25 protein-coding genes and 1 pseudogene are annotated in these 24088 nt (G+C 62.6%); 9 read left to right on the forward strand and 17 right to left on the reverse strand.

Annotation, left to right across the window (positions count from 1 at the left end):
* Positions 1-169: 169 nt before the first annotated feature.
* The gene (locus A9973_RS09630) at positions 170-910 is read right to left on the reverse strand and encodes a fimbria/pilus periplasmic chaperone (RefSeq protein ID WP_255469100.1); all 741 of its coding nucleotides are present in this window, start codon (positions 908-910) and stop codon (positions 170-172) included.
* A gap of 30 nt (positions 911-940) precedes the next feature.
* Positions 941-1519, reverse strand: a complete 579-nt coding sequence (locus A9973_RS09635) for a fimbrial protein (protein ID WP_183013537.1) — start codon at positions 1517-1519, stop codon at positions 941-943.
* Between the two features lie 355 nt (positions 1520-1874).
* On the opposite strand from A9973_RS09635, the gene A9973_RS09640 reads away from it, so the two are divergent.
* Positions 1875-3488, forward strand: coding sequence for an NAD(P)/FAD-dependent oxidoreductase (locus tag A9973_RS09640; protein WP_183013538.1), 1614 nt, complete (start codon positions 1875-1877; stop codon positions 3486-3488).
* Positions 3489-3498: 10 nt separating this feature from the next.
* Here A9973_RS09640 and A9973_RS09645 read toward each other — a convergent pair whose 3' ends face one another.
* Positions 3499-4122, reverse strand: coding sequence for a TetR/AcrR family transcriptional regulator (locus A9973_RS09645; RefSeq protein WP_183013539.1), 624 nt, complete (start codon positions 4120-4122; stop codon positions 3499-3501).
* A 112-nt stretch (positions 4123-4234) separates the two neighbouring features.
* On the opposite strand from A9973_RS09645, the gene A9973_RS09650 reads away from it, so the two are divergent.
* Positions 4235-5362 (forward strand): MBL fold metallo-hydrolase, encoded by a 1128-nt coding sequence (locus A9973_RS09650; RefSeq protein WP_183013540.1) that lies wholly within the window; start codon positions 4235-4237, stop codon positions 5360-5362.
* Here the strand turns inward: A9973_RS09650 and A9973_RS09655 are convergent.
* Positions 5348-6580, reverse strand: a complete 1233-nt coding sequence (locus A9973_RS09655) for a glycosyltransferase (RefSeq protein WP_183013541.1) — start codon at positions 6578-6580, stop codon at positions 5348-5350. The two genes, A9973_RS09650 and A9973_RS09655, sit on opposite strands and share 15 nt — an antisense overlap.
* 94 nt (positions 6581-6674) lie before the next feature.
* On the opposite strand from A9973_RS09655, the gene A9973_RS09660 reads away from it, so the two are divergent.
* A complete protein-coding gene (locus tag A9973_RS09660) occupies positions 6675-7289 on the forward strand; it encodes a TetR/AcrR family transcriptional regulator (RefSeq protein WP_183013542.1) in 615 nt (204 codons plus the stop codon).
* A gap of 8 nt (positions 7290-7297) precedes the next feature.
* Here the strand turns inward: A9973_RS09660 and A9973_RS31360 are convergent, their stop codons facing one another.
* Together A9973_RS31360 and A9973_RS09670 are read right to left on the reverse strand one after the other, a co-directional pair.
* Positions 7298-7450 carry a 4-oxalocrotonate tautomerase family protein gene (locus tag A9973_RS31360; RefSeq protein ID WP_370539474.1) on the reverse strand — a complete coding sequence of 51 codons (153 nt, stop codon included), beginning with the start codon at positions 7448-7450 and terminating at the stop codon, positions 7298-7300.
* A 150-nt stretch (positions 7451-7600) separates the two neighbouring features.
* A pseudogene (locus A9973_RS09670) lies at positions 7601-7864 on the reverse strand (SDR family oxidoreductase); the annotation flags it as partial.
* A gap of 47 nt (positions 7865-7911) precedes the next feature.
* Between A9973_RS09670 and A9973_RS09675 the strand changes: the two are divergent.
* On the forward strand, positions 7912-9009 hold the full coding sequence (locus A9973_RS09675; protein WP_183013543.1) for a DNA glycosylase AlkZ-like family protein: 1098 nt from the start codon (positions 7912-7914) through the stop codon (positions 9007-9009).
* Positions 9010-9021: 12 nt separating this feature from the next.
* On the opposite strand, the gene A9973_RS09680 is transcribed toward A9973_RS09675, so the two are convergent.
* The 3 genes from A9973_RS09680 to A9973_RS09690 form a co-directional block, all read right to left on the reverse strand.
* Entirely contained in the window at positions 9022-10158 is a 1137-nt protein-coding gene (locus A9973_RS09680) for a hypothetical protein (RefSeq protein ID WP_183013544.1), read from the reverse strand.
* A gap of 67 nt (positions 10159-10225) precedes the next feature.
* Positions 10226-11092, reverse strand: a complete 867-nt coding sequence (locus tag A9973_RS09685; protein ID WP_370539470.1) for a methylenetetrahydrofolate reductase — start codon at positions 11090-11092, stop codon at positions 10226-10228.
* The gene (locus A9973_RS09690) at positions 11089-11982 is read right to left on the reverse strand and encodes a LysR family transcriptional regulator (protein WP_183013545.1); all 894 of its coding nucleotides are present in this window, start codon (positions 11980-11982) and stop codon (positions 11089-11091) included. Before A9973_RS09690 ends, A9973_RS09685 begins: the two co-directional genes overlap by 4 nt.
* A gap of 143 nt (positions 11983-12125) precedes the next feature.
* On the opposite strand from A9973_RS09690, the gene msuE reads away from it, so the two are divergent.
* From msuE to A9973_RS09705, 3 genes are all read left to right on the forward strand, one after another.
* Positions 12126-12707: an FMN reductase gene (msuE, locus tag A9973_RS09695; RefSeq protein WP_183013546.1), complete on the forward strand. Its 582-nt coding sequence runs from the start codon at positions 12126-12128 to the stop codon at positions 12705-12707.
* A gap of 125 nt (positions 12708-12832) precedes the next feature.
* Entirely contained in the window at positions 12833-13816 is a 984-nt protein-coding gene (locus A9973_RS09700; RefSeq protein WP_183013547.1) for a DUF1852 domain-containing protein, read from the forward strand.
* A gap of 28 nt (positions 13817-13844) precedes the next feature.
* Complete coding sequence (locus A9973_RS09705) at positions 13845-14873, forward strand: methionine synthase (RefSeq protein ID WP_183013548.1); 1029 nt, start codon at positions 13845-13847, stop codon at positions 14871-14873.
* A gap of 117 nt (positions 14874-14990) precedes the next feature.
* Here A9973_RS09705 and A9973_RS09710 read toward each other — a convergent pair whose 3' ends face one another.
* The 6 genes from A9973_RS09710 to guaB form a co-directional block, all read right to left on the reverse strand.
* Positions 14991-15329 (reverse strand): putative quinol monooxygenase, encoded by a 339-nt coding sequence (locus tag A9973_RS09710; protein ID WP_183013549.1) that lies wholly within the window; start codon positions 15327-15329, stop codon positions 14991-14993.
* The gene (locus A9973_RS09715) at positions 15286-16491 is read right to left on the reverse strand and encodes an MFS transporter (protein WP_183013550.1); all 1206 of its coding nucleotides are present in this window, start codon (positions 16489-16491) and stop codon (positions 15286-15288) included. Before A9973_RS09715 ends, A9973_RS09710 begins: the two co-directional genes overlap by 44 nt.
* On the reverse strand, positions 16488-16892 hold the full coding sequence (locus A9973_RS09720) for a heme-binding protein (RefSeq protein WP_183013551.1): 405 nt from the start codon (positions 16890-16892) through the stop codon (positions 16488-16490). The genes A9973_RS09715 and A9973_RS09720 overlap by 4 nt, the downstream gene beginning before the upstream one ends.
* An 84-nt stretch (positions 16893-16976) precedes the next feature.
* Positions 16977-17696: an IclR family transcriptional regulator gene (locus A9973_RS09725; RefSeq protein ID WP_183013552.1), complete on the reverse strand. Its 720-nt coding sequence runs from the start codon at positions 17694-17696 to the stop codon at positions 16977-16979.
* 246 nt (positions 17697-17942) lie between these two features.
* The gene (gene guaA, locus A9973_RS09730) at positions 17943-19535 is read right to left on the reverse strand and encodes a glutamine-hydrolyzing GMP synthase (protein ID WP_183013553.1); all 1593 of its coding nucleotides are present in this window, start codon (positions 19533-19535) and stop codon (positions 17943-17945) included.
* 186 nt (positions 19536-19721) lie between these two features.
* Positions 19722-21182: an IMP dehydrogenase gene (gene guaB / locus A9973_RS09735; RefSeq protein ID WP_006224233.1), complete on the reverse strand. Its 1461-nt coding sequence runs from the start codon at positions 21180-21182 to the stop codon at positions 19722-19724.
* 259 nt (positions 21183-21441) lie between these two features.
* On the opposite strand from guaB, the gene A9973_RS09740 reads away from it, so the two are divergent.
* Together A9973_RS09740 and A9973_RS09745 are read left to right on the forward strand one after the other, a co-directional pair.
* Positions 21442-22077 (forward strand): DUF2239 family protein, encoded by a 636-nt coding sequence (locus A9973_RS09740; RefSeq protein WP_183013554.1) that lies wholly within the window; start codon positions 21442-21444, stop codon positions 22075-22077.
* An 87-nt stretch (positions 22078-22164) separates the two neighbouring features.
* Positions 22165-23568: an HdeD family acid-resistance protein gene (locus A9973_RS09745; protein ID WP_183013555.1), complete on the forward strand. Its 1404-nt coding sequence runs from the start codon at positions 22165-22167 to the stop codon at positions 23566-23568.
* 4 nt (positions 23569-23572) lie between these two features.
* Here the strand turns inward: A9973_RS09745 and A9973_RS09750 are convergent, their stop codons facing one another.
* Positions 23573-23722 carry a hypothetical protein gene (locus tag A9973_RS09750; RefSeq protein WP_255469101.1) on the reverse strand — a complete coding sequence of 50 codons (150 nt, stop codon included), beginning with the start codon at positions 23720-23722 and terminating at the stop codon, positions 23573-23575.
* 19 nt (positions 23723-23741) lie between these two features.
* Positions 23742-23993 carry a hypothetical protein gene (locus tag A9973_RS30960; protein ID WP_220805461.1) on the reverse strand — a complete coding sequence of 84 codons (252 nt, stop codon included), beginning with the start codon at positions 23991-23993 and terminating at the stop codon, positions 23742-23744.
* Positions 23994-24088 lie beyond the last annotated feature (95 nt).

Here is a 24088-nt window from a genome sequence, read left to right on the forward strand (position 1 = left end):
CGAACAACCGCCTGGGCTTTAGCCGCGATTCTGCATTACCGCAACAGTGCTCGTCCCTACTCCGGCCAATCACAAGACGTGTCTTTCCCCGCAGTGAAGCGTACATGCCAACCATCCAGATACAAATGCTTTAGTGGTCTGGCCGCTGAAGCGTCGCGACCAGATGGGTCTAGCGCGTCAACTCGCGTGTCAACGTATGACGGCCGCCGAAATCGTTGATCGCTTCGTAGTCCACGCGAATCTTGCCGGTGCCGGCGCCGATGCCCTGGGGCAGTTTGAAGCGCTGAGTACCATAGGGCTCGACCATCCCATTACCGATGCTTGTGCGCTTTCCGCCAACCACCGATTCGATGGAAGACATGGACACGTGAAATGGCGTCGGGTTTTTGACCTCTAGCGCCCTGCTTCCCCCCGAGCCGACCAGATTCCATTCGAGCGCGGCGGGTGCGTCCTCGTGGCCGTCGCGCAGAGCCGCTGGCCGGAAGAAAATCTTGATACGAGTTCTGAAGCTGAACATCGCCGACGTGGTGGAATCGCTGCGTGGCGGCGCTTCCAGCACATTCAGGTAGAACAGGGATTCCCGGTCATCCGGCAGTTGACCGCCGATATAGGTCAAGCGGATCAGGGCGCTGGAGTTAGGGTCAATTCGAGTCAGAACCGGCGACACCATGAATGGGACCACCATATTTGCCGGCGCGATGCCCGCGCTGCCATCGTCCACCCACACCTGTGTCAGCATGGGTTCAGAACCCTCGTTGCGTGCCCGGATGGAAACATCCTTGGCATCGGACGGGTATACGACCCGGGTTCCCATCAGCACCAAGGCAGCTTGCGCCGAACCGGCGCAAGCTGCCCAGGCCATGACGCCAGCCACCACAGCAGAAAAAACACTACGCACAACTAGCGTCATGATTACGACTCCTACTGACTCAGCCGTCGATTACTCGTACGCAACCATGAACGGAATAATCGAATTGGCCGTGCCCGGCAGGACGGCCGCAGCGGTCGAGACGTAATTGGCCGTGTAGGAAAGAGTGCCACCCGCAGCGGTGAGCGCCACTTCCTGGGGAGCCATTTGGCGGTTGCCCAGATGAATCTTGCCCGTGCTGCCGTTGCCGGCATCATAGATCTCGATCTGCACGCCCTGAGCGGGCGAGGTGCTGGAGATCATCAGGTTGCCAGAGCTCTTGTCAACGTGGACAGAATCGTTGTCAAAGGCGACGCGGGCGGTCGCGCTGCTAGAGCACACTGCCCCGCCACCGGCAGTCAAGCTGATATTGAACGGTTCGGAGTCGCCCTTCACGCCAATGCCGCTAAAGTGGTTGGGCGCGTATTCACCCATGGGCACTTCAAGAATGTTGTTCATGCCAGGCGCGTTGCCGTTGATCAGGCAAGTGACGTCGCTGATCTTGCCCACGAATTTGACTTGGCCATCCCATTGGGCGTGCGAGACGCCCGGCGCCAACGCCACCACCAACGCGCCGGCTGCGGACAAGGATGCGAGAGTGCTACTTTTCATTTTTTGATTCCTGATACTGAGGGATTAACTGCCACGACCGTAAAGGCTTGCAGTGAACAAGCATCCACCATGCGTGCACCGCTTATTCAGTGCAGGCATCGTTTTGCCATCGGTTTTTTTGCCGCCACAACGAATGCGATCGACAGGCATTACTTTAGTGATACGGTCTCATCAGGTCCCTAGGAAACGGAGCAAAATCGAGTCGTATTCGTTCGAATCCTCTCGGCCCCTCTGCGTGCATCCCGCCGGCCGCACCCGGCGGGATACATCGGGTGTATCCTCTGCCGCCGCCCTGCCGTCCAGTACAATTCCCGGTTTGGCGACGTTGTGATCGCCCATCCATCTGGACCCACGCATGTTGCGACTGTCTGAAATCAAGCTGCCGTTGAACCACACCCCCGAAGAATTGCCCGCTGCGATTCTGAAAAAACTGGGCGTTCCGGCCAGCGACCTGCACGGCTTCACCATCTTCCTGCGCAGCTACGATGCGCGCAAAAAGACCAATATCCTGCTGACCTACACGCTGGATATCGACGTTGAAAATGAAGCGGCGCTGCTTCAGCGGTTTCATGACGACCGCCACGTCAAGCCCACGCCCGACACCGAATACAAGTTCGTCGCCCAAGCCCCAGCAGGCCTGGCCAAGCGCCCCATCGTCATCGGCACCGGCCCCTGTGGCTTGTTTGCCGGGCTGGTCCTGGCGCAGATGGGTTTCAAACCCATCATCCTGGAGCGCGGCAAAGCGGTGCGTGAGCGCACCAAAGACACGTGGGGCCTGTGGCGCAAGCGCGTGCTGAACCCGGAGTCGAACGTGCAGTTCGGCGAAGGCGGCGCGGGGACTTTCTCGGACGGCAAGCTATACAGCCAGATCAAAGACCCCAAGCACTACGGTGAAAAAGTGCTCAAGGAATTCGTGCTGGCCGGCGCCCCGGAAGAAATCCTGTACGTCAGCAAACCGCACATCGGCACGTTCCGCCTGGTGGGCATGGTGGAAGTCATGCGCGACACCATCACCAAACTGGGCGGCGAAGTCCGGTTCTCCAGCAAAGTGGAAACCGTGCAACGCGAGAACGGCCAGATCACGGGCGTGACGCTCGCCAACGGCGAGCACATCGAGGCCGACCACGTCGTGCTGGCTATCGGCCACAGCGCGCGCGACACCTTCCAAATGCTGCACGACCAAGGCGTGTTCATGGAAGCCAAGCCGTTCTCGGTCGGCTTCCGGATCGAGCACCCGCAATCGCTGATCGACAAGGCGCGTTTCGGCCCGAACGCCGGCCATCCGATTCTGGGCGCGGCCGACTACAAGCTGGTTCACCACGCCAGCAACGGACGGTCGGTGTATAGCTTCTGCATGTGCCCGGGCGGCACGGTGGTGGCGGCCACGTCCGAACCCAATCGCGTCGTCACCAATGGCATGAGCCAGTACTCGCGCAACGAACGCAACGCAAACGCGGGCATTGTGGTGGGGATCTCACCCGAACAGGATTACCCGGAACACGTGCTGGCCGGCGTGGATTTTCAACGCGCGCTGGAATCGCGGGCGTTTGAGCTGGGCGGCGGCGATTACAGCGCACCGGGACAGCTGGTGGGGGACTTCATCGCGGGCAAGGCGTCGACGGAATTCGGCTCGGTGCAACCGTCCTACACGCCGGGCGTACACCTGACCGACTTGGCTACCGCGTTGCCCGACTTTGCCATTACCGCCATCCGAGAGGCCCTGCCCGCCTTCGACAAGAGCATCAAGGGCTACGGCATGCACGACGCCGTGCTGACGGGCGTGGAGACGCGCACGTCGTCGCCGATTCGCATCAAGCGCGACAACGAGACGCTGCAAAGCATCAACACCCAAGGCTTGTTCCCGGCAGGCGAAGGCGCCGGCTATGCGGGCGGCATCTTGTCGGCGGGCGTGGACGGCATCAAGATCGCCGAGGCCGTGGCGTTGAGCATCATGAGCCGGCAGGGGTAACGGCCGTGCCCTAGGGCTTGCTGCCGCGCGCGTAGCAGCCCAGGAACATCGCCACCGCCGAATCCGCCACCCGCTTGCGCGCTTCCGGGCTCAGGGGCGCCTGCCCCAGCGTGACCTGTGGCCAGAACGCGAAGCTTTTAACCAGCCCCTGCAATTGGTGACCGGCAAAGTCGGGATCGACTTCGGCCAGGCGCCCGTCCGCGATGGCGGCCTGAATCCAGGCCGTCACCCCGCTTTCCTTTTCACCCATGCGGCACACGATATCCTGCGCCCGCTCGGGGGAATGGATGATCTCGGCCAACGCCACGCGCGCCAGATCGATGAAGTTCGAATCCCCCAACAATTCCAGCTTCTGCATCAGCAGCTGCTTCAGTTGCCGATCCAGCGGCAGATCGGCGCGGTACGCCATATCGACGCCGTCCGCGCTGCTATTCCACAACTGCTCAAGCATCTGCCCGAACAACGCGTCCTTGCTGGGGAAATGGTTGTAGACCGTGCGCTTGGACACGCCCGCTGCGGCGGCGATGCGGTCCATGCTCGTGGCCTCGTATCCGGCCGTGCGGAATTCATCGACGGCCGCACGCATGATGGCCTCGCGTTTCCGATCAGTCAGACGTTGTGGCGGAGTGGGCATGGGGCGGCCTGAGAAAGGTGGCCTAAGACAGGGAAACCTCATTTTACACCGCACAGTGTACTTTTTCGGATAACGAAACTACACTGTGCAGTCTACATTTAAGACGCCTTCCATGAAGCGCCTCTCCGTCTCCGTCCTTGCCTTCCTTCTGCTTGGAATTCTTGCCGTGACCGCCACTACCGCCTACCTCCAGTGCACCCAGCCGAGCTATCCGGAATCGCCCCAGCACCGCGACGGCCGCTTCACCAACGTATCGCCTCGCCCGCCCATGGGCTTTTGGAATGGCCTGAAATTGACGTGGGCATTCCTGTTCGACAAGCCCACCGGCACGGTTCCCGCCCAACCCATTCCGGTCCGCGCGCTAACTCGCGCCCAGCTTGACGCCGCCCCCGACCGCAGCCTGTACCGCCTTGGCCATTCCACCGTGCTCTTGAAACTGCGCGGCCAGTACTGGCTGACCGACCCGGTCTTCTCCAAGCGCGCCTCCCCCGTGCAATGGGCCGGTCCGGCACGCTTTCACGCGCCGCCCATCGCCATTGAAGATCTGCCGCCCGTTGCCGGGATCATCCTGTCCCACAACCATTACGACCATCTGGACCATGCGGCGGTCATGCAGTTGGCCGGCAAGACAGGCCGCTTCATCACCCCGCTGGGCGTGGGCGACCAGTTGATCTCCTGGGGCATCGATCCCGAACAGGTCGAACAACTGGACTGGTGGCAGTCGACCCAGGTCGAGGGACTACGGCTGACGGCCACCCCGGCCCAGCATTTCTCGGGCCGCGGCCTGACCGACAGCGACCGCAGCCTGTGGGCCTCGTGGGTGATCCAGGACGACGACCTGCGCGTGTTCTTCAGCGGCGACACCGGCTACTTCGACGGCTTCAAGGCCATCGGCGACGCCTTCGGCCCGTTCGACTTGACGCTGATGGAGACCGGCGCGTATGACAAGCGCTGGGCCTACGTGCACATGCAGCCGGAGCAGACGCTACAGGCCCATCTGGATCTTCGCGGCCGGTGGTTGCTGCCGATCCATAACGGCACGTTCGACCTGGCAATGCATGCCTGGCAGGAACCGTTTGAACGGGTCGCCGAGCTGGCTTCCACGAAAGGCGTGGCATTGACCACGCCTGAAATGGGCGAGCGGGTGGATCTGAACGCGCCCCACGCGGGTGAAGCATGGTGGCGGGAACTGGTGCCTGTCGGCCGCGCCGTGCAGGCGCCAGCGTCAGCCGCGCAATAGTCCTTCGATCGCCGCGACCGCCGTGCCCAGTCCATCCTCGCCGGCCATCCTCAGGCCAAGCTCGCGCGCGCGGACTCGCACGTCGTCGCGCGCCGCGGCATCGATCGACTGCCTGAGTTCGGCGGCGCCAACCCTTTTGCCCCTTACAGGCGCTGCCGCGACGCCCAACTGCCGGAGCCTGTGCGCCCAGAAGAACTGATCGCCGGCGAAAGGAAGCACCACCGACGGCACCCCGGCTCTTGCAGCCGAGTGTGTCGTCCCCGCACCGCCGTGGTGGACGACCAGGGCGGTGCGCGGGAACAGCCAATGATGGGGCACTTCTCCGATCTTGAAGAAGTTCTTGGGCAGCGCGGCCGTCTCCATGCCGCTCCAACCGGGATAGAACAATGCGCGCCGGCCCCCGACCGCGTTGACCAGCGTGTCCAGGAAATTCCGCCGGTCAAAGCCCGCCATGCTTCCGAATCCGATATAGAGGGGGGCCTCGCCCGCTGCCAGAAAGTCGCCCAGGTCCTGAGGCGGCGCCCACGCCTCAACCGGCATGTTCCATTGGCCGCACACCCGCGCGTTGCCCGGCCAGTCGCCCGGCTGGGCAAGCAGGCTCGGCGACAAGCCGTACAGCATAGGGTGATCGGTCCACACCTTTTTTCTCGGGCTCAAGCCGCAGACATTCGCCCGGGCCGCATTGGTTTTCTTCCGAAACGCGTGCCACAGCAATCCATTGACCAGGCGATGGCTTGCCCGGTTGAGCCAGTGCGGCACCTTGGCGGGAGGAAGAAAGGGGGATGGAAAATCGGCGGTGGGCGTGATGGGAATCAGCCCCGCGCCGATTGCCTTGATGCCGCGGTATTCGGCCACCGACAAGCCGACGAAGGCCGCCAGCCCCGACACGATGATGGCGTCGCATCCTTCCGTTGCGTCACGCACCTCCCGCATCCAGGCCGACGTGTGGGTGTTGGCGATTTCCGCCAGCGCCTTGGCCGTGCGGTTGAAGCCGCCCTTTTCTTGCACTGCGATGGACAGGGCTTCGCCTGGCATCAGCGCTTGCCGGATATCCCCCGAAAGCGCCCCGCAAGGCACGCCCAGCGCGTGCGCCGAACTCAACGTGGAGCGGTCGGCCAACAGCCTGGCTTCGTGCCCGGCGTCCATCAGGGCGCGGCATAGCGCCGCAAGGGGTCGTGCATCGCCCTCGGTCCCGTAAGTCACGACAGCAAGTTTCATGGTTCGCCCTTTCCAAACCTGGCACCGTAAGTGGACGCATAGTAGTGCACGACGTATACTTTTGCAATTCGTGCACTTTAATGGAATTCAGGCGATGGATCAGACCGACGACCCGGGACGCCGAGCACGCAAGCGGCTTCAGATGCTTGACCATCTGACCCGCACCGCAGCCTCCCTCTTCGACGCTCACGGCTACGAATCGGTGACGATGGAGCAAATTGCCGCAGAGGCCGATGTCGCCAAACGAACGCTCTACAACCACTTCCCCACAAAGGAAGCCGTGCTTGCCTATTGGGTAGATGCGGAGCTTGAACGCGACCTGGCTGGCCTGCAGGATGCGGTCAGCCGGTGCAAGACGTTCAGGGACCGGGTCTGGTGCATCCTGAGCGCGTCAGCGGATTGGTGCGAGAAGCATCCGACCTATCTGATGGCATACCTTCGGCATCGGCTGCTGAACATGGCGGCCACCGATGACCGGCGAAGCGGCGGTATCGCATCCGCATGGCAACAGCTGATTGCGGGCGGCCAGCAGGCGGGCGAGCTGGACCCCTCCCTTCCCGCCGACCAGCTTGCGACATCGTTCCATCACTTGTACTTCGGTGCATTGCTGCGCTGGCTTAGCGTACCGGGCTTGTCACTTTCCGGGGAGCTTCAGGCCATGATGGACTTGTTCTTGAACGGGGCGGGCGCGAAAGACGGACCCGATTGATGGCGGACCTACTTGCCGCCCTTGGCCTGTTGCGCGCGGTATTCCGACACCGTGACGCCGCCGACGCCCCAATTTTCCATTTCGACCTCGTCGATGACGACGAAGGTCGACGCGTGCGGCTTTCCCAGCACCTCGAACAACAAGTCCCTGACGCCCTTGATGAGCGCGCGCTTTTACTCGGGCGTGGTCGCCGTCGCGTCGGGCGCCGTCGCGTCGGGCGCCGTCCCTTCCCGGGTGACTTTGATATTTACGTAAGGCATCTCTTGCTCTCCGTGTAAACGCATCGTTGCAGGGCCGGGCCTTCTCGACGGTCAAGCGCCCGCGACTTGCCCGCCGTCCACATGCAGGATCTCGCCGGTCACGAAACCGGCGTCCTCCAGATAGAGTACCGCCTGAGTCACGTCGGCGACCTCGCCCAGACGCTTCATGGGATGCAATGCGGCCAGTGCGCCATGCGTTTCCGGGGCGTGCATGGGCGTCTTGATGATGCCCGGCGACACCGCGTTCACGCGAATGTTGCGGCAGGCATACTCGATCGCAAGGCTACGCGTTGCGGCCGCCAAACCGCCTCGAGTTGTTTGACGGCGAGCGGGCATTGTTCTTACTGTGATTCAATTCCTAAATGCCTACTGAACCCCGCCTTGAAGACCTGCGCCGCTACGCGGTCGTGCGCAGCCTGTTTACGCCAGTCACCTTGCCGGCGGCGATCCGACGGCTGGGCTTTGTGCAGGCCGACCCCATCCGCGCCCCCGCCCGGGCACAGGACCTGACGCTGCGTCACCGCGTCAAGGACTACCGCGCCGGCGACCTGGAGCGCCGCTACACGCGGCTGGCGATCGACGAAGACTGCCTGGTCAACTACGGCTTCCTGCCAAGCGAACATCTGGCGCTGATGCATCCCCGCCAGGCCAGGAAGGCCTGGGATGCCGAGACCGAGCGCAAAGCCGCCGACGTGCTGGCCTTCGTGCGTGAACACGGCGCGGTCCACCCGCGCCAAGTCGATCAGCACTTCCAACACGGGCGCGTGAAAAATTATTGGGGCGGTTCAAGCAACGCCAGCACGCAATTGCTGGACGGCATGCACTACCGCGGCCTGCTGCGAGTGAAACGGCGCGACAGTGGAACGCGTATCTACGAGGCGGCCGCGCACCCGCCCGCGGACGACAGCCCCGCCGGCTGCGTTCGCCGCGCCGCCACCTTGATCGACCTGGTGGTCCGCAAATATGCGCCGCTGCCCGCCGCCAGCCTGACCTATCTGCTGCGGTTGCTCGGCTATGGCGCTCCGCATCTGACTGCGCAAATCCAGGCGGCGCTGCGCTTGGCGCGCGAGCACCTGGCCAACTGCCGCATCGATGGAACGACCTGGTACTGGCCCGCCGACGAAAACCCGCGCTCGCGCCGTTACGCGGTCGATGACCGGCTGCGGCTGCTCGCCCCGTTCGACCCCGTGGTCTGGGACCGGCGCCGCTTCACGCTACTCTGGGGCTGGACGTACAAATTCGAGGCCTACACGCCGCCGGCGCAACGCCAGTTCGGCTACTACGCGCTGCCGATGCTATGGCATGACGAGGTGATCGGCTGGGCCAACGTGTCAGCGAACGAAGGACGCCTGGCGCCCGCGTTCGGTTATGTGGCGGGCGCAGCCCCCAAAGGCGCTGCCTTCCGCAGTGCGCTGGATGAGGAAGTAGAACGCATGAAGCACTTCCTCACCCCGCGCTGACCCGTCCGGCAATCAGCGCGACGCGCCGATCTGCAGCACCTTGAAATCGCGCTGCATATAGCGGTTCATCACCTGAGACAGAATCGGGTTCCCCGCATTCTCGGCTTTGGGGGAAACCATGCTGACGACCGCGGCACATAGATTGCCGGCCTGGACAGGACGTCCGGAGACCTTGGCTTCCACCGCGCCCGCCATGCTTTCTTTCCACGCCGCGCCGATGCCATCCACGGCCTGCTTGGCGCTGGCGCAATCTGCGTAAGCCAGCGAAATCACCACTGCGGGCACGTTGTTGATCTGGGCGTCTGCGAGGATGCCGGAGAAGTAAGGCGGGATACCACGCGCGCTGGATGCCGCAGCAGCTTCAAGATTGCGCTTTGCGGTTTCAAAGTCTGCGGGATTGGCGGGCAGTACCTTCGCCGGATCGACGCCTTCCAGGCCGAAAACAGGTGAGATGACCGCAGCCTGCACGATGTGGCCACGGTCCGAAGCCAGGGCTTCCTTCAAACCGGCAACCGAGGCGGCAACGACTTCACTGTCCAATACCGACGGCGTCGGTTTGGCGAGCATTTTCATTCCCGTTGCGGCTGGCGCCTGAACCAACGCGGTATCCAACGGCAGGACAAAGCTTGCCTTGCCCATCGAGCCTCTCCACGGGTCTCTTGGATTGGCCTTCTTCAAGTCCATCTTCTGGGCCTCGCCATTGGCGAGAACGCCTGGGACGTCACCCTCGACCGCGGAGAAATCGGCCTGCTTGAGGCCATCAACAAGCTTTCCCACGGATTTCCCGTCCTTCATCCCCCAATAGGTGATGTTGCCGGGCGCCTGGCCAAATGCGGCGAAATAAGAGAGTTCATCAAAAGGGATTTTGGCGTTGGCCGACCATTGGTCCAGGCCGTACCCAATGGATTGAAGCGGGCTGATCCATTGCGCCATGGCCAATCTGCGCATGCCATCCGCTGACGGCCCGGCCTTCTCCAGCCCTTGCCAGGCTTGCGTGTCCACAAAGAATATCTGCATCGCGTCAGGCGCGGTAAGCACCGCCTGCGGTATTTGCTTCAAGGCCTGTTGCAATGATTGAGTGCTGTCTTGTGCGGCGGCCGAACTAGCGAATCCAACCATCATGCAGAGTGCAAGAGCCTTTAAGCGCATCAGATGTTTTCCTTTTCTCAGGGGGAGTGGCCGGAAGATGGTACCTCAATACAAATGATCAATCGTCTCACCGCGTTGTGGGCTCGGCGCGAGCACGATACTGCTCTATCCACTTCACAGACTGTGCGATGCCGCCAAATGGAAAGAAATGCAGGCTCACCTTTCCATGCGCTTCGGTCAGTCCGGCGGCCAAGCGATCGACAAAAACATCCGGCCCCGCCGTGCCGAACAGCTTGCCGAGCGAGATGCCGTACTTGGACCACATCGATGCGCATGCGCTGACGCCGCACAAGGCGGCATAGCGCGCAAGCACTGCGACGCCCGCGGGGCCCGGCACGCCCACGCGCACGGGATGGTCGATACCGCGCTCACGCAGGGCTTTCAACCAGGTCAACACGATGTCGGCATCAAACGCAAACTGCGTGACGATCAAGGGCGTCATGCCGCGCCGGCCGATGCTGTCGCACTTGCGTTCAAGCACATCCCACCGGTCAGCCGCGCTCATTGCCGGGTGGCCTTCAGGATGGCCACCCACACCGACGACCTTGATGCCCGAGCGCTCGAAAACGCCGGTTTCGATCAACGAGGAACTGTCGGAAAACGGCCCCATCGGGGTGGACGGATCCCCAGCGATCACGAAGCAGCGTTCGACACCGGCTTCAGCGACCGCGCGCTTGACGAAGGCATCAAGCTCGGCAAGCGACGAGATGCGGCGCGCGGAAAGGTGCGGCATCGGCTCAAAGCCGAGCCTGCGCACGGCCTGCGCTGCGGTCAGGCGCGCGTCGTTGTCCTCGCGAGGCAGATAGGGAATGGAAACCATTGAGCCGGGCAATATGCGAGGCGCCACGGCGGTCAGCGCAGGAATGTCCTTTGCACTGACTTCCAACGAATAGGCATCGATGATGCTGCTGCCGGGCCTTGCGGTGAAGCTCACGATGTGGTGACCGGCAGGCGGGCCAGTTCGATGAAGGCCCGCACGTAATCGATGGCGGTATCCGCCTCGCGTGCCCCCAGGAAGATCTGTTTGGCGATGCCGCGTACGCCCAGCCGCACAGGCACCACGTCCATCTTGGCCGCGTATTCCTCGACCAGCCAGCGCGGCAGCGCGGCCACACCGCGGCCGCTGGCGACCATCTGCAACATGATGTCGGTGGTTTCGATGGCTTTATGGCGCTTGGGCGCGACACCGGCCGGCAACAGGAACTGGTTGTAGATGTCCAGGCGCTCGATGTCCACGGGGTAGCTGATGAGCACTTCCTGGTTCAATTGCTGGGGCTTCACGTACGCGGCCGTTGCCAGGGCGTGGCCCTTGGCCACGACCAGCACCTGCTCGTAGTCGAACACGGGCTCGAACTTCAGCCCCGGCTTGAACAGCGGGTCAGGCGTGACCAGCAGGTCGATTTCGTAGCCGAAGAGCGCGCCGATCCCGCCGAACTGGAACTTCTGCTTGACGTCCACATCCACATCGGGCCATGCGGCCAGATACGGGGAAACCACTTTGAGTAGCCACTGGTAGCAAGGGTGGCATTCCATGCCGATGCGCAGCGCGCCGCGCTCGCCCTGCGCGAACTGGCCCAGCCGCTCTTCGGCCAGGTCCAGTTGCGGCAGCACGCGGTTCGCCACCGCCAGCAGGTATTGGCCGGCCTGCGTCAGGCGCAGGCTTCGGCCTTCACGCAGCCAGACGTCGGTGCCCAGTTGCTGTTCCAGTTTCTTCATGCTGTGGCTCAGGGCCGACTGGGTCAGGTTCAGCACGCCTGCGGCAGCCGTCAACGACCCTTGTTTTTCGACCTGCTGGACGATGCTGAGGTGGATGCGCTCAAGCATTCAGATGATTCTCGCTCATGGATATGTGAAATAAAACCATTTTACTTCATCACTACCCTCACCTAGTATGCGATTCCGGCTTGTTGCTGCACCTGCACAAAAGCAGAGGCGGCGCCGCGTAGAACCATTCATGTGAAGCAAAAATGACACGTCCACTCCGTCTAGTAGCCGTTTCCGGCGGACTGCAACGCCCCTCGAAGTCTGCGGCCCTGGCAGAGCACCTGCTGGACCTGATTGCCGACGCGGTCCCCTGCGAACAACACCTGGTCGAACTGGGCCAACTCGCCCCGCAACTGGCTGGCGCGGTTTGGCGCTCCCAACTGCCCGACTCGGTGGAGCGGGAACTTGGCCGGGTCGAGCAAGCCGACATCCTGGTGGTAACAACCCCGGTCTACCGGGGCTCCTACACGGGACTGTTCAAGCACTTCTTCGACTTCCTTCATCAGGACGCCTTGATCGACAAGCCCGTCTTGTTGGCGGCCACCGGCGGCAGCGAACGCCATGCCTTGATGATCGATCACCAATTGCGGCCGCTGTTCAGCTTCTTCCAGGCGCGCACCTTGCCGCTGGGCGTCTACGCGACCGACAAGGATTTCACCGACTACCGGCTGCAGGACGAGGCCCTGATCGAGCGGGCCAGACTGGCGGTCCAACGCGCACTGCCCCTGATCGAATTGATGCGCCAGCCACGATCTGTCGCCGCGGAAGAAGCGGTCGCAGCCTAAAAGAAAGACCCGGGACGCCAACCAAGCGGTGCATTTTTCACCCCTTGCGCCCAATCCTTGCGCCTAATAAAGGCCGGCTTTCACACCCTGCAGAATTTTCACAATCACCAGCGCACCCAATCACCATGAGCAAAGATTTCACCTTCAGCATCAAGAGCATTGCTTTTGATGAAAACTATCAGCCGTCAGACGGTACGCGTATCACGACCAACTTTGCCAATCTGGCCCGGGGCACGAGTCGCCAAGAGAATTTGCGCAACACCCTGCGGATGATTGACCGGCGTTTCAATAGCTTGGCGCATTGGGACAACCCCAAGGGCGATCGCTACGCGGTCGAACTCGAGATCATTTCCGTTGAAATGAACATCGGCGCCGAAGGCGGCAGTGACGTTTTTCCGCTGATCGAGATATTGAAAACCAATATCGTCGACCGGACAAACAACGAGCGCATCGAAGGCATTACCGGGAACAACTTCTCGTCCTACGTGCGCGACTACGACTTCAGCGTGCTGCTGTCAGAACACAACAACAATAAATCCACCTTCAGCACGCCCGACAATTTCGGCGAGTTGCACGGCAAGCTGTTCAAACACTTTGTCAATTCAAGCACTTACAAAGCGCACTTCAGCAAGCCGCCTGTCATCTGCATCAGCGCGTCCAGCAGCAAGACCTACCATCGCACTGAAAATCAGCACCCCATCCTGGGCGTTGAATATCAGCAAAATGAATTCTCCCCGACGGACCAGTACTTCGAAAAGATGGGCTTGCAGGTCCGCTACTTCATGCCCCCGGGCAGTGCGGCACCGTTGGCCTTCTACTTCCAGGGCGATCTGCTTGGCCACTACACCAATCTTGAGCTGATCAGCATCATCAGCACGATGGAAACGTTCCAGAAGATCTATCGCCCCGAGATCTACAACGCCAATTCCGCAGCCGGCAAGCTCTATCAACCAAGCCTGAAGAACCAGGACTACTCGTTGACGCAGATTGTCTATGACCGCGAAGAACGCAGCCAGCTGGCCGTCAAGCAAGGCAAGTTCACGGAAGAGAACTTCATCAAACCTTACGCAAAGACGCTCGAAAGCTGGGCTGCCAACTACGCCCTCTAATCACCCGACACATACAAGACTACAGATCATGAAAAAACTACTGCCCACTTCGACCGCCGGCAGCTTGCCGAAGCCTTCCTGGCTTGCCCAGCCCGAAAAGCTCTGGTCGCCTTGGAAATTGGAAGGCGAGGAGCTGGTCGAAGGCAAGCAAGACGCCCTGCTCTTGGCGCTGCAAGAACAACAACACGCCGGCATCGATATCGTCAGCGATGGCGAGCAAACCCGTCAGCACTTCGTCACCACGTTTGTCGAGCACCTCAGCGGCGTGGATTTCGAAAAACGCGAAACCGTCCGGATCCGTGACCGCTATGACGCGAACGTCCCGACCGTCGTGGGCGCCGTAAGCCGCCAAAAGCCGGTTTTCGTCGAAGACGCCAAGTTCCTGCGTCAGCAAACCAAGCAACCCATCAAATGGGCGCTGCCGGGTCCCATGACGATGATCGACACGCTGTACGACGCCCACTACAAGAGCCGCGAGAAGCTGGCCTGGGAATTCGCCAAGATCCTGAACCAGGAAGCTCGGGAGCTGGAGGCCGCAGGCGTCGACATCATCCAATTCGACGAACCGGCATTCAACGTCTTCTTCGACGAAGTGAACGACTGGGGCATTGCCACCCTGGAACGCGCCATCGAAGGCCTGAAGTGCGAAACCGCCGTGCATATTTGCTATGGCTACGGCATCAAGGCCAACACCGACTGGAAGAAGACGTTGGGTTCGGAATGGCGTCAGTACGAGGAATCGTTCCCCAAGCTGCAGCAATCCAATATCGACATCATCTCGCTGGAATGCCACAACTCGCACGTGCCGATCGATCTGCTCGAACTGATTCGCGGCAAGAAGGTCATGGTCGGCGCCATTGACGTGGCCAGCGACAAGGTTGAAACGCCGGAAGAAGTGGCCAATACGCTGAGGAAGGCGCTTAAGTTTGTGGACGCCGACAAGCTGTATCCGTGCACGAACTGCGGGATGGCCCCGTTGTCGCGGGCTATTGCGAAAGGCAAGCTGCTGGCGCTGAGCGAAGGCGCGGAAATTGTTCGGAAGGAACTGCTGGGGTGATGCTGACCCAGAGCCGGCGGCCCATGGTGTCATGACTACATTTCTGCGGCCACTGGATGATGATTGAGAATAGAAAAGGCGCCGAGGCGCCTTTTCTATTTACCGCAAGACGCATCCTCATTCCAGCAGCCAAGCAATCGGCTGGAGGTCCACAGACTCGCAGCACGCACGCACGCGCGCTGCTCCATCCAGGAAGTGCTGCGTATGCTCGTGTCGGAACAATGCTTCGGCATCGGCCCAGCGTTCGAGCAGGAAGAATCGGTTGACCGAATGGCTTCCTTGGGCAATCCGGTAATCCAAGCACCCTGGCTCTTCCAGACTCGCTTCACGCAATGTCCGCAGCGTGTCGTGCAGTTCCTCGATGCGTCCTTCCGACGCTTGCAGCGCGACGATGAGATCGACAGCCCGCACCTCATCCTCCTTGTAATCGAACGGGATCGACTTCGGGGCGTGCATGCCTTCGCGCCAACCACCACAGCGGCGCTTGTGCCAGCAGCACCAGAGCCACGCCGGCCCACGGCGTTATCGCCATCTGTCCTTGTGCGACCAGGCCACTACCCAGTGTCTCGCCCAGGGTGATGCCGAGGTTGAAGGCCGAGATGTTCAGCGCAGAGGCGAAATCCACCGCGCGCGGAGTCCAGCGCTGGGCCGTCTCCAGCATGCCGGCCTGGAAGCCCGGCGACATGCCGAAGGCGAGGACGCCCCAGGCAAACAGCAGCGGCACCATCGCCCACCTCCAAGGCAGTGCCACGGCTAAGACCACCAGTACCAGCAGCAGTCCGGCCAGCATGCGCTGCAGCGCTAACGCCCAGCCCAGGCTGGCCGCCCAGCGCCCGCCGGCGAGATTGCCGACCAGCGTGGCGATGCCGAACACCACCAGCAGGAGGCTGGCCGTATGCGTCGAGAAGCCGGTGATCTCGGTCAGGATCGGCGTGATGAAGGTAAAGGCAGCGAAGCTCGCGCCGAAGCCGAGCACGGTAATGGCCATCATTGCCAGGATGGTCGGGCTGGTCAGCGACGCCAACTGCTTGCCCGCCGGGCCGGCCGCCGGCGTCGGCAGCGCCGGCACCCAGCGCGCTGTCGCCAGCCAAGCCAGTGCCGCCAGCACTGCCACTGCGAAGAACGGCAGGCGCCAACCCAGCGCGTTGCCGATCAGGCTACCTAGTGGCACACCGATCACCATCGCCAGGGTCAAGCCAGCGAACATCACCGCGATTGCGCGGCTGGCCTGGCCCTCGGGCGCGAGCCGCGCCGCGACGGTGGCGCCGATGGCGAAGAAGCTGCCATGCGCCACGGCGGTCAGGATGCGCCCGGCCAGCAGCAGTTCGTAGCTTGCGGACAGCGCCGACAGCAGGTTGCCGGCCAGGAACACCGCCACCAGCGCCAGCAGTAACGGCTTGCGCGGCAGCCGCGCCAGTGCCAGCACGACAATGGGCGTGCCCAACGCCAGCGCCAGTGCGTAGAGCCCAACCAGCCCGCCGGCGCGCGCCAACGGCACACCCAGGTCGTTAGCAATGGCTGGCAACACGCCGACCACGATGAATTCGGCCACGCCGATGGCAAACGCCGTGACCGCCAGCGCCCAGACGCCGGGATGGGTGTGATGCGCTTGGCTCATGCGCGGCCTGCGGCGTGCAAGGCGATGACCTGGTCCGCTTCGACCGTGGCGCCGGCGACGCCGACGGCGCCGATTGCCTGGCCCTGTTCGTCGTGCAGCACCACGCCGCCACCAAAGCTGATCAGGCCGCCATTGGTAGCCTCCAGCGTGTAGATCGGGCCGCCAGGCTGGGCTGCCGCTCCAAGCTCCAAGCTGTCGGTACGGAACAGCGCCGCTGTGCGGGCCTTCTTGATGGACACATCAATCGCACCAGGCACCGCATCATCCATGCGCAAGAAGCCTCGCAATAGCCCGGCCCCGTCCACGACGGCAATGTTGATGGCGAAGTGCTGTTCCCGTGCGAGCGTCTGGGCACGCTCGATGACGTGCTGGATGGTCGATTCGTTCAAAGCGTGAGACATCGCGAAGACTCCATAAAGATTGCAGGAGGTTTCGATGATTCCCACTAATGACTTGCGTGGAAAGGCTCTTTGGCCGGTTGGCCACTAAAGTTTGAGAATGTCGAACATTTCTCGCATGGCTGTTGCGGCCAAGCGGCATAGGGCTGGTTTGCGCAGGCGCTGGGATGGCCCGGCCACCCCAAGCGCTGCAACGACACGCCCTTGACGGCGCAGAGGCAGGGCCAGACAGTTCAACCCCGGTTCGGCTTCCTCCAAGTCCAGGGCATAGCCCTGTTCGGTGATGGCTGCCAATTCCTTCTCCAGCGCCGCCGGCATTGATTCGGCCCGGCGCAGGCTGCGTAACAATGCGGGGTCGTGGGCGAGGAAGACTTTGCCGATGGCCGATGTGGTCAAGCCTTCGCGCCGCCCACGAGGGCTGGCCACACGCAGGCTACCGTGACCTTCCACGGCATCGATGTAGAGGTATTCCCGCGTGCCGCAGGGCACCGCTAGGTAGCAGGTCTCGCCACTGCGCTCGGCCAGTGCGCGCAACGCGGGTGCAAATGCGGTACGCAAGCCTGCATCGGCATCTGCCAACGGCTGAGCAATCTCGCGCAGGCGCAACCCGAGCGCGTAGCGCGTGCCGTAGCGGGAAACGTATCCCATCGCGGCCAGGGTGTTGAGTAACCCATGCAGCGTGCTCTTGTGCAGGTTGAGCTGCGCGGCGAGATCGACCAAACGCGCTTCGCCTCCTGCCGCAGCAATGGCTTCGAGCAGCAGCATAGCTCGCTCCAAGGATTGGATGCGCCGATTTTCGTCAATCATGAACCATTTTCTCAGAAGCTCCGCCCGAATACCGGATGGGCAATAGAGTTTGACATTGTAAAACCTTTACACCATCCAATATTAATGCGAATCCGTGACTGAGCCAGGCGTCAGCCTACTGACTGTCCTCTGAAGCGCCCTATAATTTATGGTGTCAGACTACATTTCCCCAACCGACAGATAGTGATTGAGTATAAAAAAAGGCGCCGAAGCGCCTTTTTTACTCACCGAAGGACTGCAGCAGGATTACTCCCACTCAATCGTCGCCGGCGGCTTGCTCGACACGTCATAAACCACGCGATTAATCCCGCGCACTTCATTAATAATCCGCGACGAAACCCGAGCCAGCAACGGATGCGGCAGCGGCGCCCAGTCGGCCGTCATGAAGTCGAACGTCTGCACGGCACGCAGCGCCACGACATACTCATACGTCCGCCCGTCGCCCATCACACCCACCGACTTCACCGGCAGGAAAACCGCAAACGCTTGCGACGTCAGCTCATACCAGGTCAAGCCACTAGCTTCATCCTTGGTATTACGCAGTTCTTCAATGAAGATCGCATCCGCGCGGCGCAGCAGTTCGGCATATTCATGCTTCACTTCGCCCAGGATCCGCACGCCCAGGCCGGGGCCGGGGAACGGGTGGCGGTAGACCATCTGCGGCGGCAGGCCCAAGGCCACGCCCAGTTCGCGGACTTCGTCCTTGAACAGTTCGCGTAGCGGCTCCAGCAGTTGCAGGTTCAGCGTGTCCGGCAGGCCGCCCACGTTGTGGTGCGACTTGATAGACGTAGCCTTGCCCGTCTTGGCGCCGGCGGATTCGATGACGTCGGGGTAGATCGTGCCCTGGGCCAGCCACTTGGCGCTTTGCTGCTTGCCGGCTTGTTCCTGGAACACTTCGACGAATTCGCGGCCGATGATCTTGCGCTTGGCTTCCGGGTCGGCGACGCCGGACAGCTTACCCATGAATTGCGCGGTGGCATCGACGTGAATGATTTTCACGCCCATGTTTTCGGCGAAGGTCTGCATGACCTGCTTGCCTTCGTCCAAACGCAACAGACCGTGGTCGACGAAGACGCAGGTGAGCTGGTCGCCGATGGCCTTGTGGATCAGGGCAGCGGCAACGGACGAATCCACGCCGCCGGACAGGCCCAGGATGACTTCGTCGGCGCCGACTTGCTCGCGGATGCGGGCAACGGCTTCCGAGACGTAGTCGGGCATGTTCCAGTCGCCCTGGCATTCGCAGATCTCGTTCACGAAGCGGGCCAGCATGGCCTTGCCTTGGACGGTGTGCGTGACTTCGGGGTGGAACTGGACAGCGTAGAAGCGGCGGTCTTCGTCGGCCATGCCGGCGATGGGACACGACGGCGTGGACGCCATGATCTTGAAGCCCGGGGGCAGCTCGGTGACCTTGTCGCCGTGGCTCATCCAGACCTTCAGCATGCCGTGGCCTTCAGGCGTGGTGAAGTCTGCCAGGCCGTCCAGCAGCTTGGTGTGGCCGTGGGCGCGGACTTCGGCATAGCCGAATTCGCGGTGGTCCGAGAAGCTGACCACGCCGCCCAATTGCTGCGCCATGGACTGCATGCCGTAGCAGATGCCCAGGACAGGCACGCCCAGCTCGAACACGGCGTGGGGCACGCGCATGGAGCCTTCTTCGTAGGCGGAAGCGTGGCTGCCCGACAGGATGATGCCCTTCAGGCCTTGCGCCATCTGTTCACGCACGAAGGCGTCGTCGACGTCGCCGGGGTGGACTTCAGAATAGACGCCGGCTTCGCGCACGCGGCGGGCGATCAGCTGGGTGACTTGCGAACCGTAGTCAAGAATGAGGATGCGCTGGTGCATGGAGACTCTACCCGTTAGAAATAAAAAATGCCCCCACGCCGCACCCGCTGAGCGGGCTTGCTGCCCCCCGAGGGGGCTGTTTTGTCTAGGGGCGGCCCGTCGACAAAACCGCACCGGCAGAACCGCGCATTGATTTCGCGATTCTGCCGGTGCGTAATGCGTGGCATGGAGGTTGACTGTACTGGATCAGTCGGCGCGGTAGTTAGGCGCTTCCTTGGTGATCTGTACGTCGTGTACGTGGGACTCGCGCACGCCGGCGGAGGTGATCTCCACGAATTCGGCCTTGGTACGCATGTCGTCAATGGTTGCGGCGCCGCAGTAGCCCATCGAGGCGCGGATGCCGCCGACCAGTTGGAAGATGATGGCCAGCACGCTGCCCTTGTAGGGGACGCGGCCTTCGATGCCTTCCGGAACCAGCTTGTCGGCGTTGTTGGACGGGTCCTGGAAGTAACGGTCGGCGGAGCCGTCCGTCATCGCGCCCAGGCTGCCCATGCCGCGGTACGACTTGTACGAGCGGCCTTGGAACAGCACGACTTCGCCCGGGGCTTCTTCCGTGCCGGCGAACATGCCGCCCATCATGCAGGCGAATGCGCCGGCGGCCAGCGCCTTGGCGACGTCGCCCGAGTAGCGGATGCCGCCGTCGGCGATCAGCGGAACGCCCGTGCCTTCCAGCGCCTTGGCGACTTCGGAAATGGCATGGATCTGCGGCACGCCCACACCGGCCACGATACGCGTGGTGCAGATGGAGCCGGGGCCGATACCGACCTTGACGCCGTCGGCACCGTACTCAACCAGCGCGCGCGCGGCGGCGGCGGTGGCGATGTTGCCGCCGATGACTTCAACCTTGGGGTAGTTCTGCTTGACCCAGCGCACGCCTTCCAGCACGCCCTTTGAGTGGCCGTGGGCCGTGTCGACGATCAGGACGTCGACGCCTGCCGCAACCAGCTTTTCCACGCGCTCTTCGGTGCCGGCGCCCACGCCCACCGCTGCGCCAACGCGCAACTGGCCTTGGCCGTCTTTACTGGCCATCGGGTGTTCGGTGTTCTTGACGATGTCCTTGACGGTGGCCAGGCCACGCAGTTCAAAGCCGTCGTTCACGATCAGCACGCGTTCCAGACGGTGCTTGTGCATCAGGGCCTGCGCTTCGTCCAGCGTGGCGCCTTCCTTCATGGTGACCAGGCGTTCCTGCGGCGTCATGATGTTGCGCAGGGGCTGATCCAGGTTTTCTTCGAAGCGCAGATCGCGGTTGGTCACGATGCCGACCAGCTTGCGGCCTTCGACGACCGGCAGGCCCGAGATGCCATGCTGGCGCTGCAACGCAATGGCGTCGCGCACTTTCATCTGGGGGGTGACGGTGACCGGATCGATCACGATGCCGAATTCGTGGCGCTTGACGCGAGCCACTTCACGGGCTTGGGCATCGGCGGACAAATTCTTGTGAATGATCCCGATGCCGCCCTCTTGCGCCATGGCGATGGCCAGACGCGATTCGGTGACGGTGTCCATGGCGGCGGACACAAGCGGGATATTCAGGCTGATATTGCGAGTCAGGCGCGTGGCCAGGGAGGTGTCGCGCGGCAACACCTCGGAATACGCAGGCACCAACAACACATCGTCGAAGGTGAGCGCTTTTTGAACGAGACGCATGGGTAACTCCGGGCGCAAAGCAAGATTATACGCCGCTTGCATGTTTTGACTAGGTGTTGACCCTAGGTTTGTACGGAATTTTTGCAGCCTGACGGGCCAGGGAAAGCCGTCAATCCGGCACCAATACGGCCCTAATTATTCGTCAACGATTCACGACACCGGTAATTTATTTTACCCGGATGATATTGACGGATATTTTTACCCGGATCATAATTCGAACCTGCTTAACTCTTAGCGTGGGCATCAAGCCCTTATCGCCATGAACCTCATCGCCTCTGCCCCCTCTTACACCGCCTTCGAAGGCCACCGCATCCTTGCCGCCGGGCCGTTGGCCGAGGTGGCACTAGCCGTCAAACAGGCGCAGGGCAGCCAGAATGGCCAGGCGCTGCTGGTGTTCCAGGACGGCACGGGCCAGCAGACGGACCTGGACTTGAGCGGCGACGACGCGCAGATCATCGCGCGCCACACGCCGCCCCCGACTGCAGACGCGCCTGCCGCCGAACCCGACGCCGCCGCTGATGCGGCCGAAACAGCGCCCCGAGGCCGCGGCAGGCCGAAACTGGGCGTGGTGCCCCGCGAAGTCACCCTGCTGCCCCGCCATTGGGACTGGCTGGGCGCGCAACCCGGCGGCGCCTCGGTGGCGCTGCGCAAACTGGTGGAACAGGCGCGCCGCGAAAACGAGGCGCGGGACCAGCAGCGCCAACGGCAAGAGGCCGCCTACCGGTTCATGTCCAGCATGGCGGGCAACCTGGCAGGTTTCGAGGAAGCGACGCGCGCGTTGTACGCGGAAGACCGCGATCGCTTTGCGCAGTGTCTTGCCACGTGGCCGCAAGACGTGCGCGCCTACGCCATGAGCCTGGCGTGGCCGACGACAATCGAGACGGAATGGAATTGACCCTGCATTAACGTGTTCAGGATCCGGCGGGTTTCGGTACCATGGGCGGTGAGTCCGTCTTCACCATCCCACTCTCCGGATCGCTGCATGCCACAACTTGTATTGCTGCTATTGGGTGTCCCCTATCTGCGCAAACGCTGGCGCGCCCTATCCGCCGTCGGCGCGATCTTCCTGGCGTCAGGCATATTCGTCTTCATCGACGCGCTCGACAACGCCCTGTACTTCCCCTTGAATGCGTTTGCCGTGCTCTTCATCATTGAAGGGGTGGCGACGCTCTTGATCGCCTCGTCCGGCGTGGGCGGGCAGCGTGTCTTGCGCTACACCAAGGGCGTGTTCGTGCTGCTGGCGGGCAGCTTGATCCTGATCGGGCACCACCACGGGCATTTCGTGCTGTCGATGATTTTCGGCGCGCTGTTCCTGATGGACGGCGTGCTGCAATGCCTGGCGGCCTATGTCGTGCGCTACGACCGCTGGCGCTATGCCTTTGGCGCCGGGGTGGCCGAAATCTTGCTGGCCATCTTCTTTTTCCAGCCCTACCCCACGCATTACGTCGGCACGGTGCCGTATTGCCTGGGGCTGTTCCTGGCCATCGCGGGCCTGAAATTGCTGTGGCTGGCGCGGCGCGTCAAACACCTGGCGTCGAATCCCGCCCTTGCGGCCAACGACTCGTCTGATTACCTGCCTGCCGCGCCCGCCGCCGCAACACCGGTCTGGGACGGCCCGCCCGCCGATTCCGAGCGGGCGCTTACGGTCCACGTCTGGACGCCGTCGGGGTCGGCCAAGGCCGAAACGCGCACCTACCCCGTCGTCGACCGCTACATCGCGGCCGTCGATGTGAACGGGGTGATTTCCACCGGGCACGCCGCTTTGGAGTCCCCCGAGGGCATCTACATCAGCCTGTATCCCAAGGAAGAAATCGACCGGTCGCCCGACGAGTTCGGCAACCTGCTGCGCGCCACGCCCGACAACGATATCCCCGGCGTGTACCAGCCGGACTACGCCACCGAATCCAAAGCCTGGTGCCCGTCCACCATGCGCGTGCGCATCCGGAATTACGACGCCGAAAAGCTGGCCGCATTCTGGAACGAATACCGGCAGGACAGCACCTACAACCTGACCCACCGCAACTGCTCAAGCTCGGTAGCGCGCGCGCTGGACGCCGCGCTGGACGGCGTGGTCGGCCGCCTGCATGGCAGCCAGGCCGGATGGCGCGTCCTGGTCCGGCTGCTGCTGACGCCCGAGCTGTGGGTGGCATCGCAGATCCGCAAGCGCGCCATCACGATGGCCTGGACGCCGGGGCTGACCCTGGACTACGCCCGCGCCATGAGCATGCTGGCCGACCCGCGGCCGTTCGGCTGGTGGAAGATGTCGCAAAAGGCGCTGCGCCACATCGCCGTGCTTCGCGCGCGGTGGCGGGCCCAGGACCGCAGCGCGCCGCAGCGCGGCCAACAGGGACCTGCGGGGCTGCCGGGATCGGGGCCTGAAGCGTGACCGCTTAACCACCGCCGTCGGCGACGCCGGTTCCATTCGCCAGCGCCGTCTTGAACGCGCTGCGATAGGCGAAGAGGCCCGGCGGGCCGCCGGTCATGACGAACAGCACATTGCTGCCGGGTGCGTGCTTGCCCTGTTCGATATCGGCAAGCAAACCTGCGAATGCCTTGCCGCTATACACCGGGTCCAGCAGCCGACCTTCGGACCGTGCCACCGGCCGTCACAGCGCCGAACATTCCTGGCGTGGGCACCCCGTAGCGTTCGCCTCGATGCGATCCATCCACGCGGATCGCGGGTTTGACGTAGCGCTGCACGCCTTGCAGGTGGTTCGGCCGTGCCGCAGCCAGACGATCCATTTTCTGGATCGGCGTCGGTGCGCCGGCAAGCGGCACCGCCGGGAAGTGGTCCAGGCGAATCTTCTCCATGCCCAAGCTTCGGGCCATCCCTTTGGGTGTTCGCGCGAATTGCGCTTTAATCGGTACAGGCGGGCGGGCTTTCCGCGCCCGCGCAAACTATAGGG

Source organism: Achromobacter sp. UMC46 (assembly GCF_014170335.1).
In the GTDB taxonomy this organism is placed as follows: Bacteria; Pseudomonadota; Gammaproteobacteria; order Burkholderiales; family Burkholderiaceae_B; genus Achromobacter.

Excerpts from the sequence above, each read along its gene's own strand:
- A9973_RS09630 (WP_255469100.1), bottom strand. The coding sequence starts at position 910 with ATGACGCTAGTTGTGCGTAGTGTTTTTTCTGCTGTGGTGGCTGGCGTC.
- A9973_RS09635 (WP_183013537.1), bottom strand. The coding sequence starts at position 1,519 with ATGAAAAGTAGCACTCTCGCATCCTTGTCCGCAGCCGGCGCGTTGGTG.
- A9973_RS09640 (WP_183013538.1), top strand. The coding sequence starts at position 1,875 with ATGTTGCGACTGTCTGAAATCAAGCTGCCGTTGAACCACACCCCCGAA.
- A9973_RS09645 (WP_183013539.1), bottom strand. The coding sequence starts at position 4,122 with ATGCCCACTCCGCCACAACGTCTGACTGATCGGAAACGCGAGGCCATC.
- A9973_RS09650 (WP_183013540.1), top strand. The coding sequence starts at position 4,235 with ATGAAGCGCCTCTCCGTCTCCGTCCTTGCCTTCCTTCTGCTTGGAATT.
- A9973_RS09655 (WP_183013541.1), bottom strand. The coding sequence starts at position 6,580 with ATGAAACTTGCTGTCGTGACTTACGGGACCGAGGGCGATGCACGACCC.
- A9973_RS09660 (WP_183013542.1), top strand. The coding sequence starts at position 6,675 with ATGGATCAGACCGACGACCCGGGACGCCGAGCACGCAAGCGGCTTCAG.
- A9973_RS09675 (WP_183013543.1), top strand. The coding sequence starts at position 7,912 with ATGCCTACTGAACCCCGCCTTGAAGACCTGCGCCGCTACGCGGTCGTG.
- A9973_RS09680 (WP_183013544.1), bottom strand. The coding sequence starts at position 10,158 with ATGCGCTTAAAGGCTCTTGCACTCTGCATGATGGTTGGATTCGCTAGT.
- A9973_RS09690 (WP_183013545.1), bottom strand. The coding sequence starts at position 11,982 with ATGCTTGAGCGCATCCACCTCAGCATCGTCCAGCAGGTCGAAAAACAA.
- msuE (WP_183013546.1), top strand. The coding sequence starts at position 12,126 with ATGACACGTCCACTCCGTCTAGTAGCCGTTTCCGGCGGACTGCAACGC.
- A9973_RS09700 (WP_183013547.1), top strand. The coding sequence starts at position 12,833 with ATGAGCAAAGATTTCACCTTCAGCATCAAGAGCATTGCTTTTGATGAA.
- A9973_RS09705 (WP_183013548.1), top strand. The coding sequence starts at position 13,845 with ATGAAAAAACTACTGCCCACTTCGACCGCCGGCAGCTTGCCGAAGCCT.
- A9973_RS09710 (WP_183013549.1), bottom strand. The coding sequence starts at position 15,329 with ATGCACGCCCCGAAGTCGATCCCGTTCGATTACAAGGAGGATGAGGTG.
- A9973_RS09715 (WP_183013550.1), bottom strand. The coding sequence starts at position 16,491 with ATGAGCCAAGCGCATCACACCCATCCCGGCGTCTGGGCGCTGGCGGTC.
- A9973_RS09720 (WP_183013551.1), bottom strand. The coding sequence starts at position 16,892 with ATGTCTCACGCTTTGAACGAATCGACCATCCAGCACGTCATCGAGCGT.
- A9973_RS09725 (WP_183013552.1), bottom strand. The coding sequence starts at position 17,696 with ATGATTGACGAAAATCGGCGCATCCAATCCTTGGAGCGAGCTATGCTG.
- guaA (WP_183013553.1), bottom strand. The coding sequence starts at position 19,535 with ATGCACCAGCGCATCCTCATTCTTGACTACGGTTCGCAAGTCACCCAG.
- guaB (WP_006224233.1), bottom strand. The coding sequence starts at position 21,182 with ATGCGTCTCGTTCAAAAAGCGCTCACCTTCGACGATGTGTTGTTGGTG.
- A9973_RS09740 (WP_183013554.1), top strand. The coding sequence starts at position 21,442 with ATGAACCTCATCGCCTCTGCCCCCTCTTACACCGCCTTCGAAGGCCAC.
- A9973_RS09745 (WP_183013555.1), top strand. The coding sequence starts at position 22,165 with ATGCCACAACTTGTATTGCTGCTATTGGGTGTCCCCTATCTGCGCAAA.
- A9973_RS30960 (WP_220805461.1), bottom strand. The coding sequence starts at position 23,993 with ATGGAGAAGATTCGCCTGGACCACTTCCCGGCGGTGCCGCTTGCCGGC.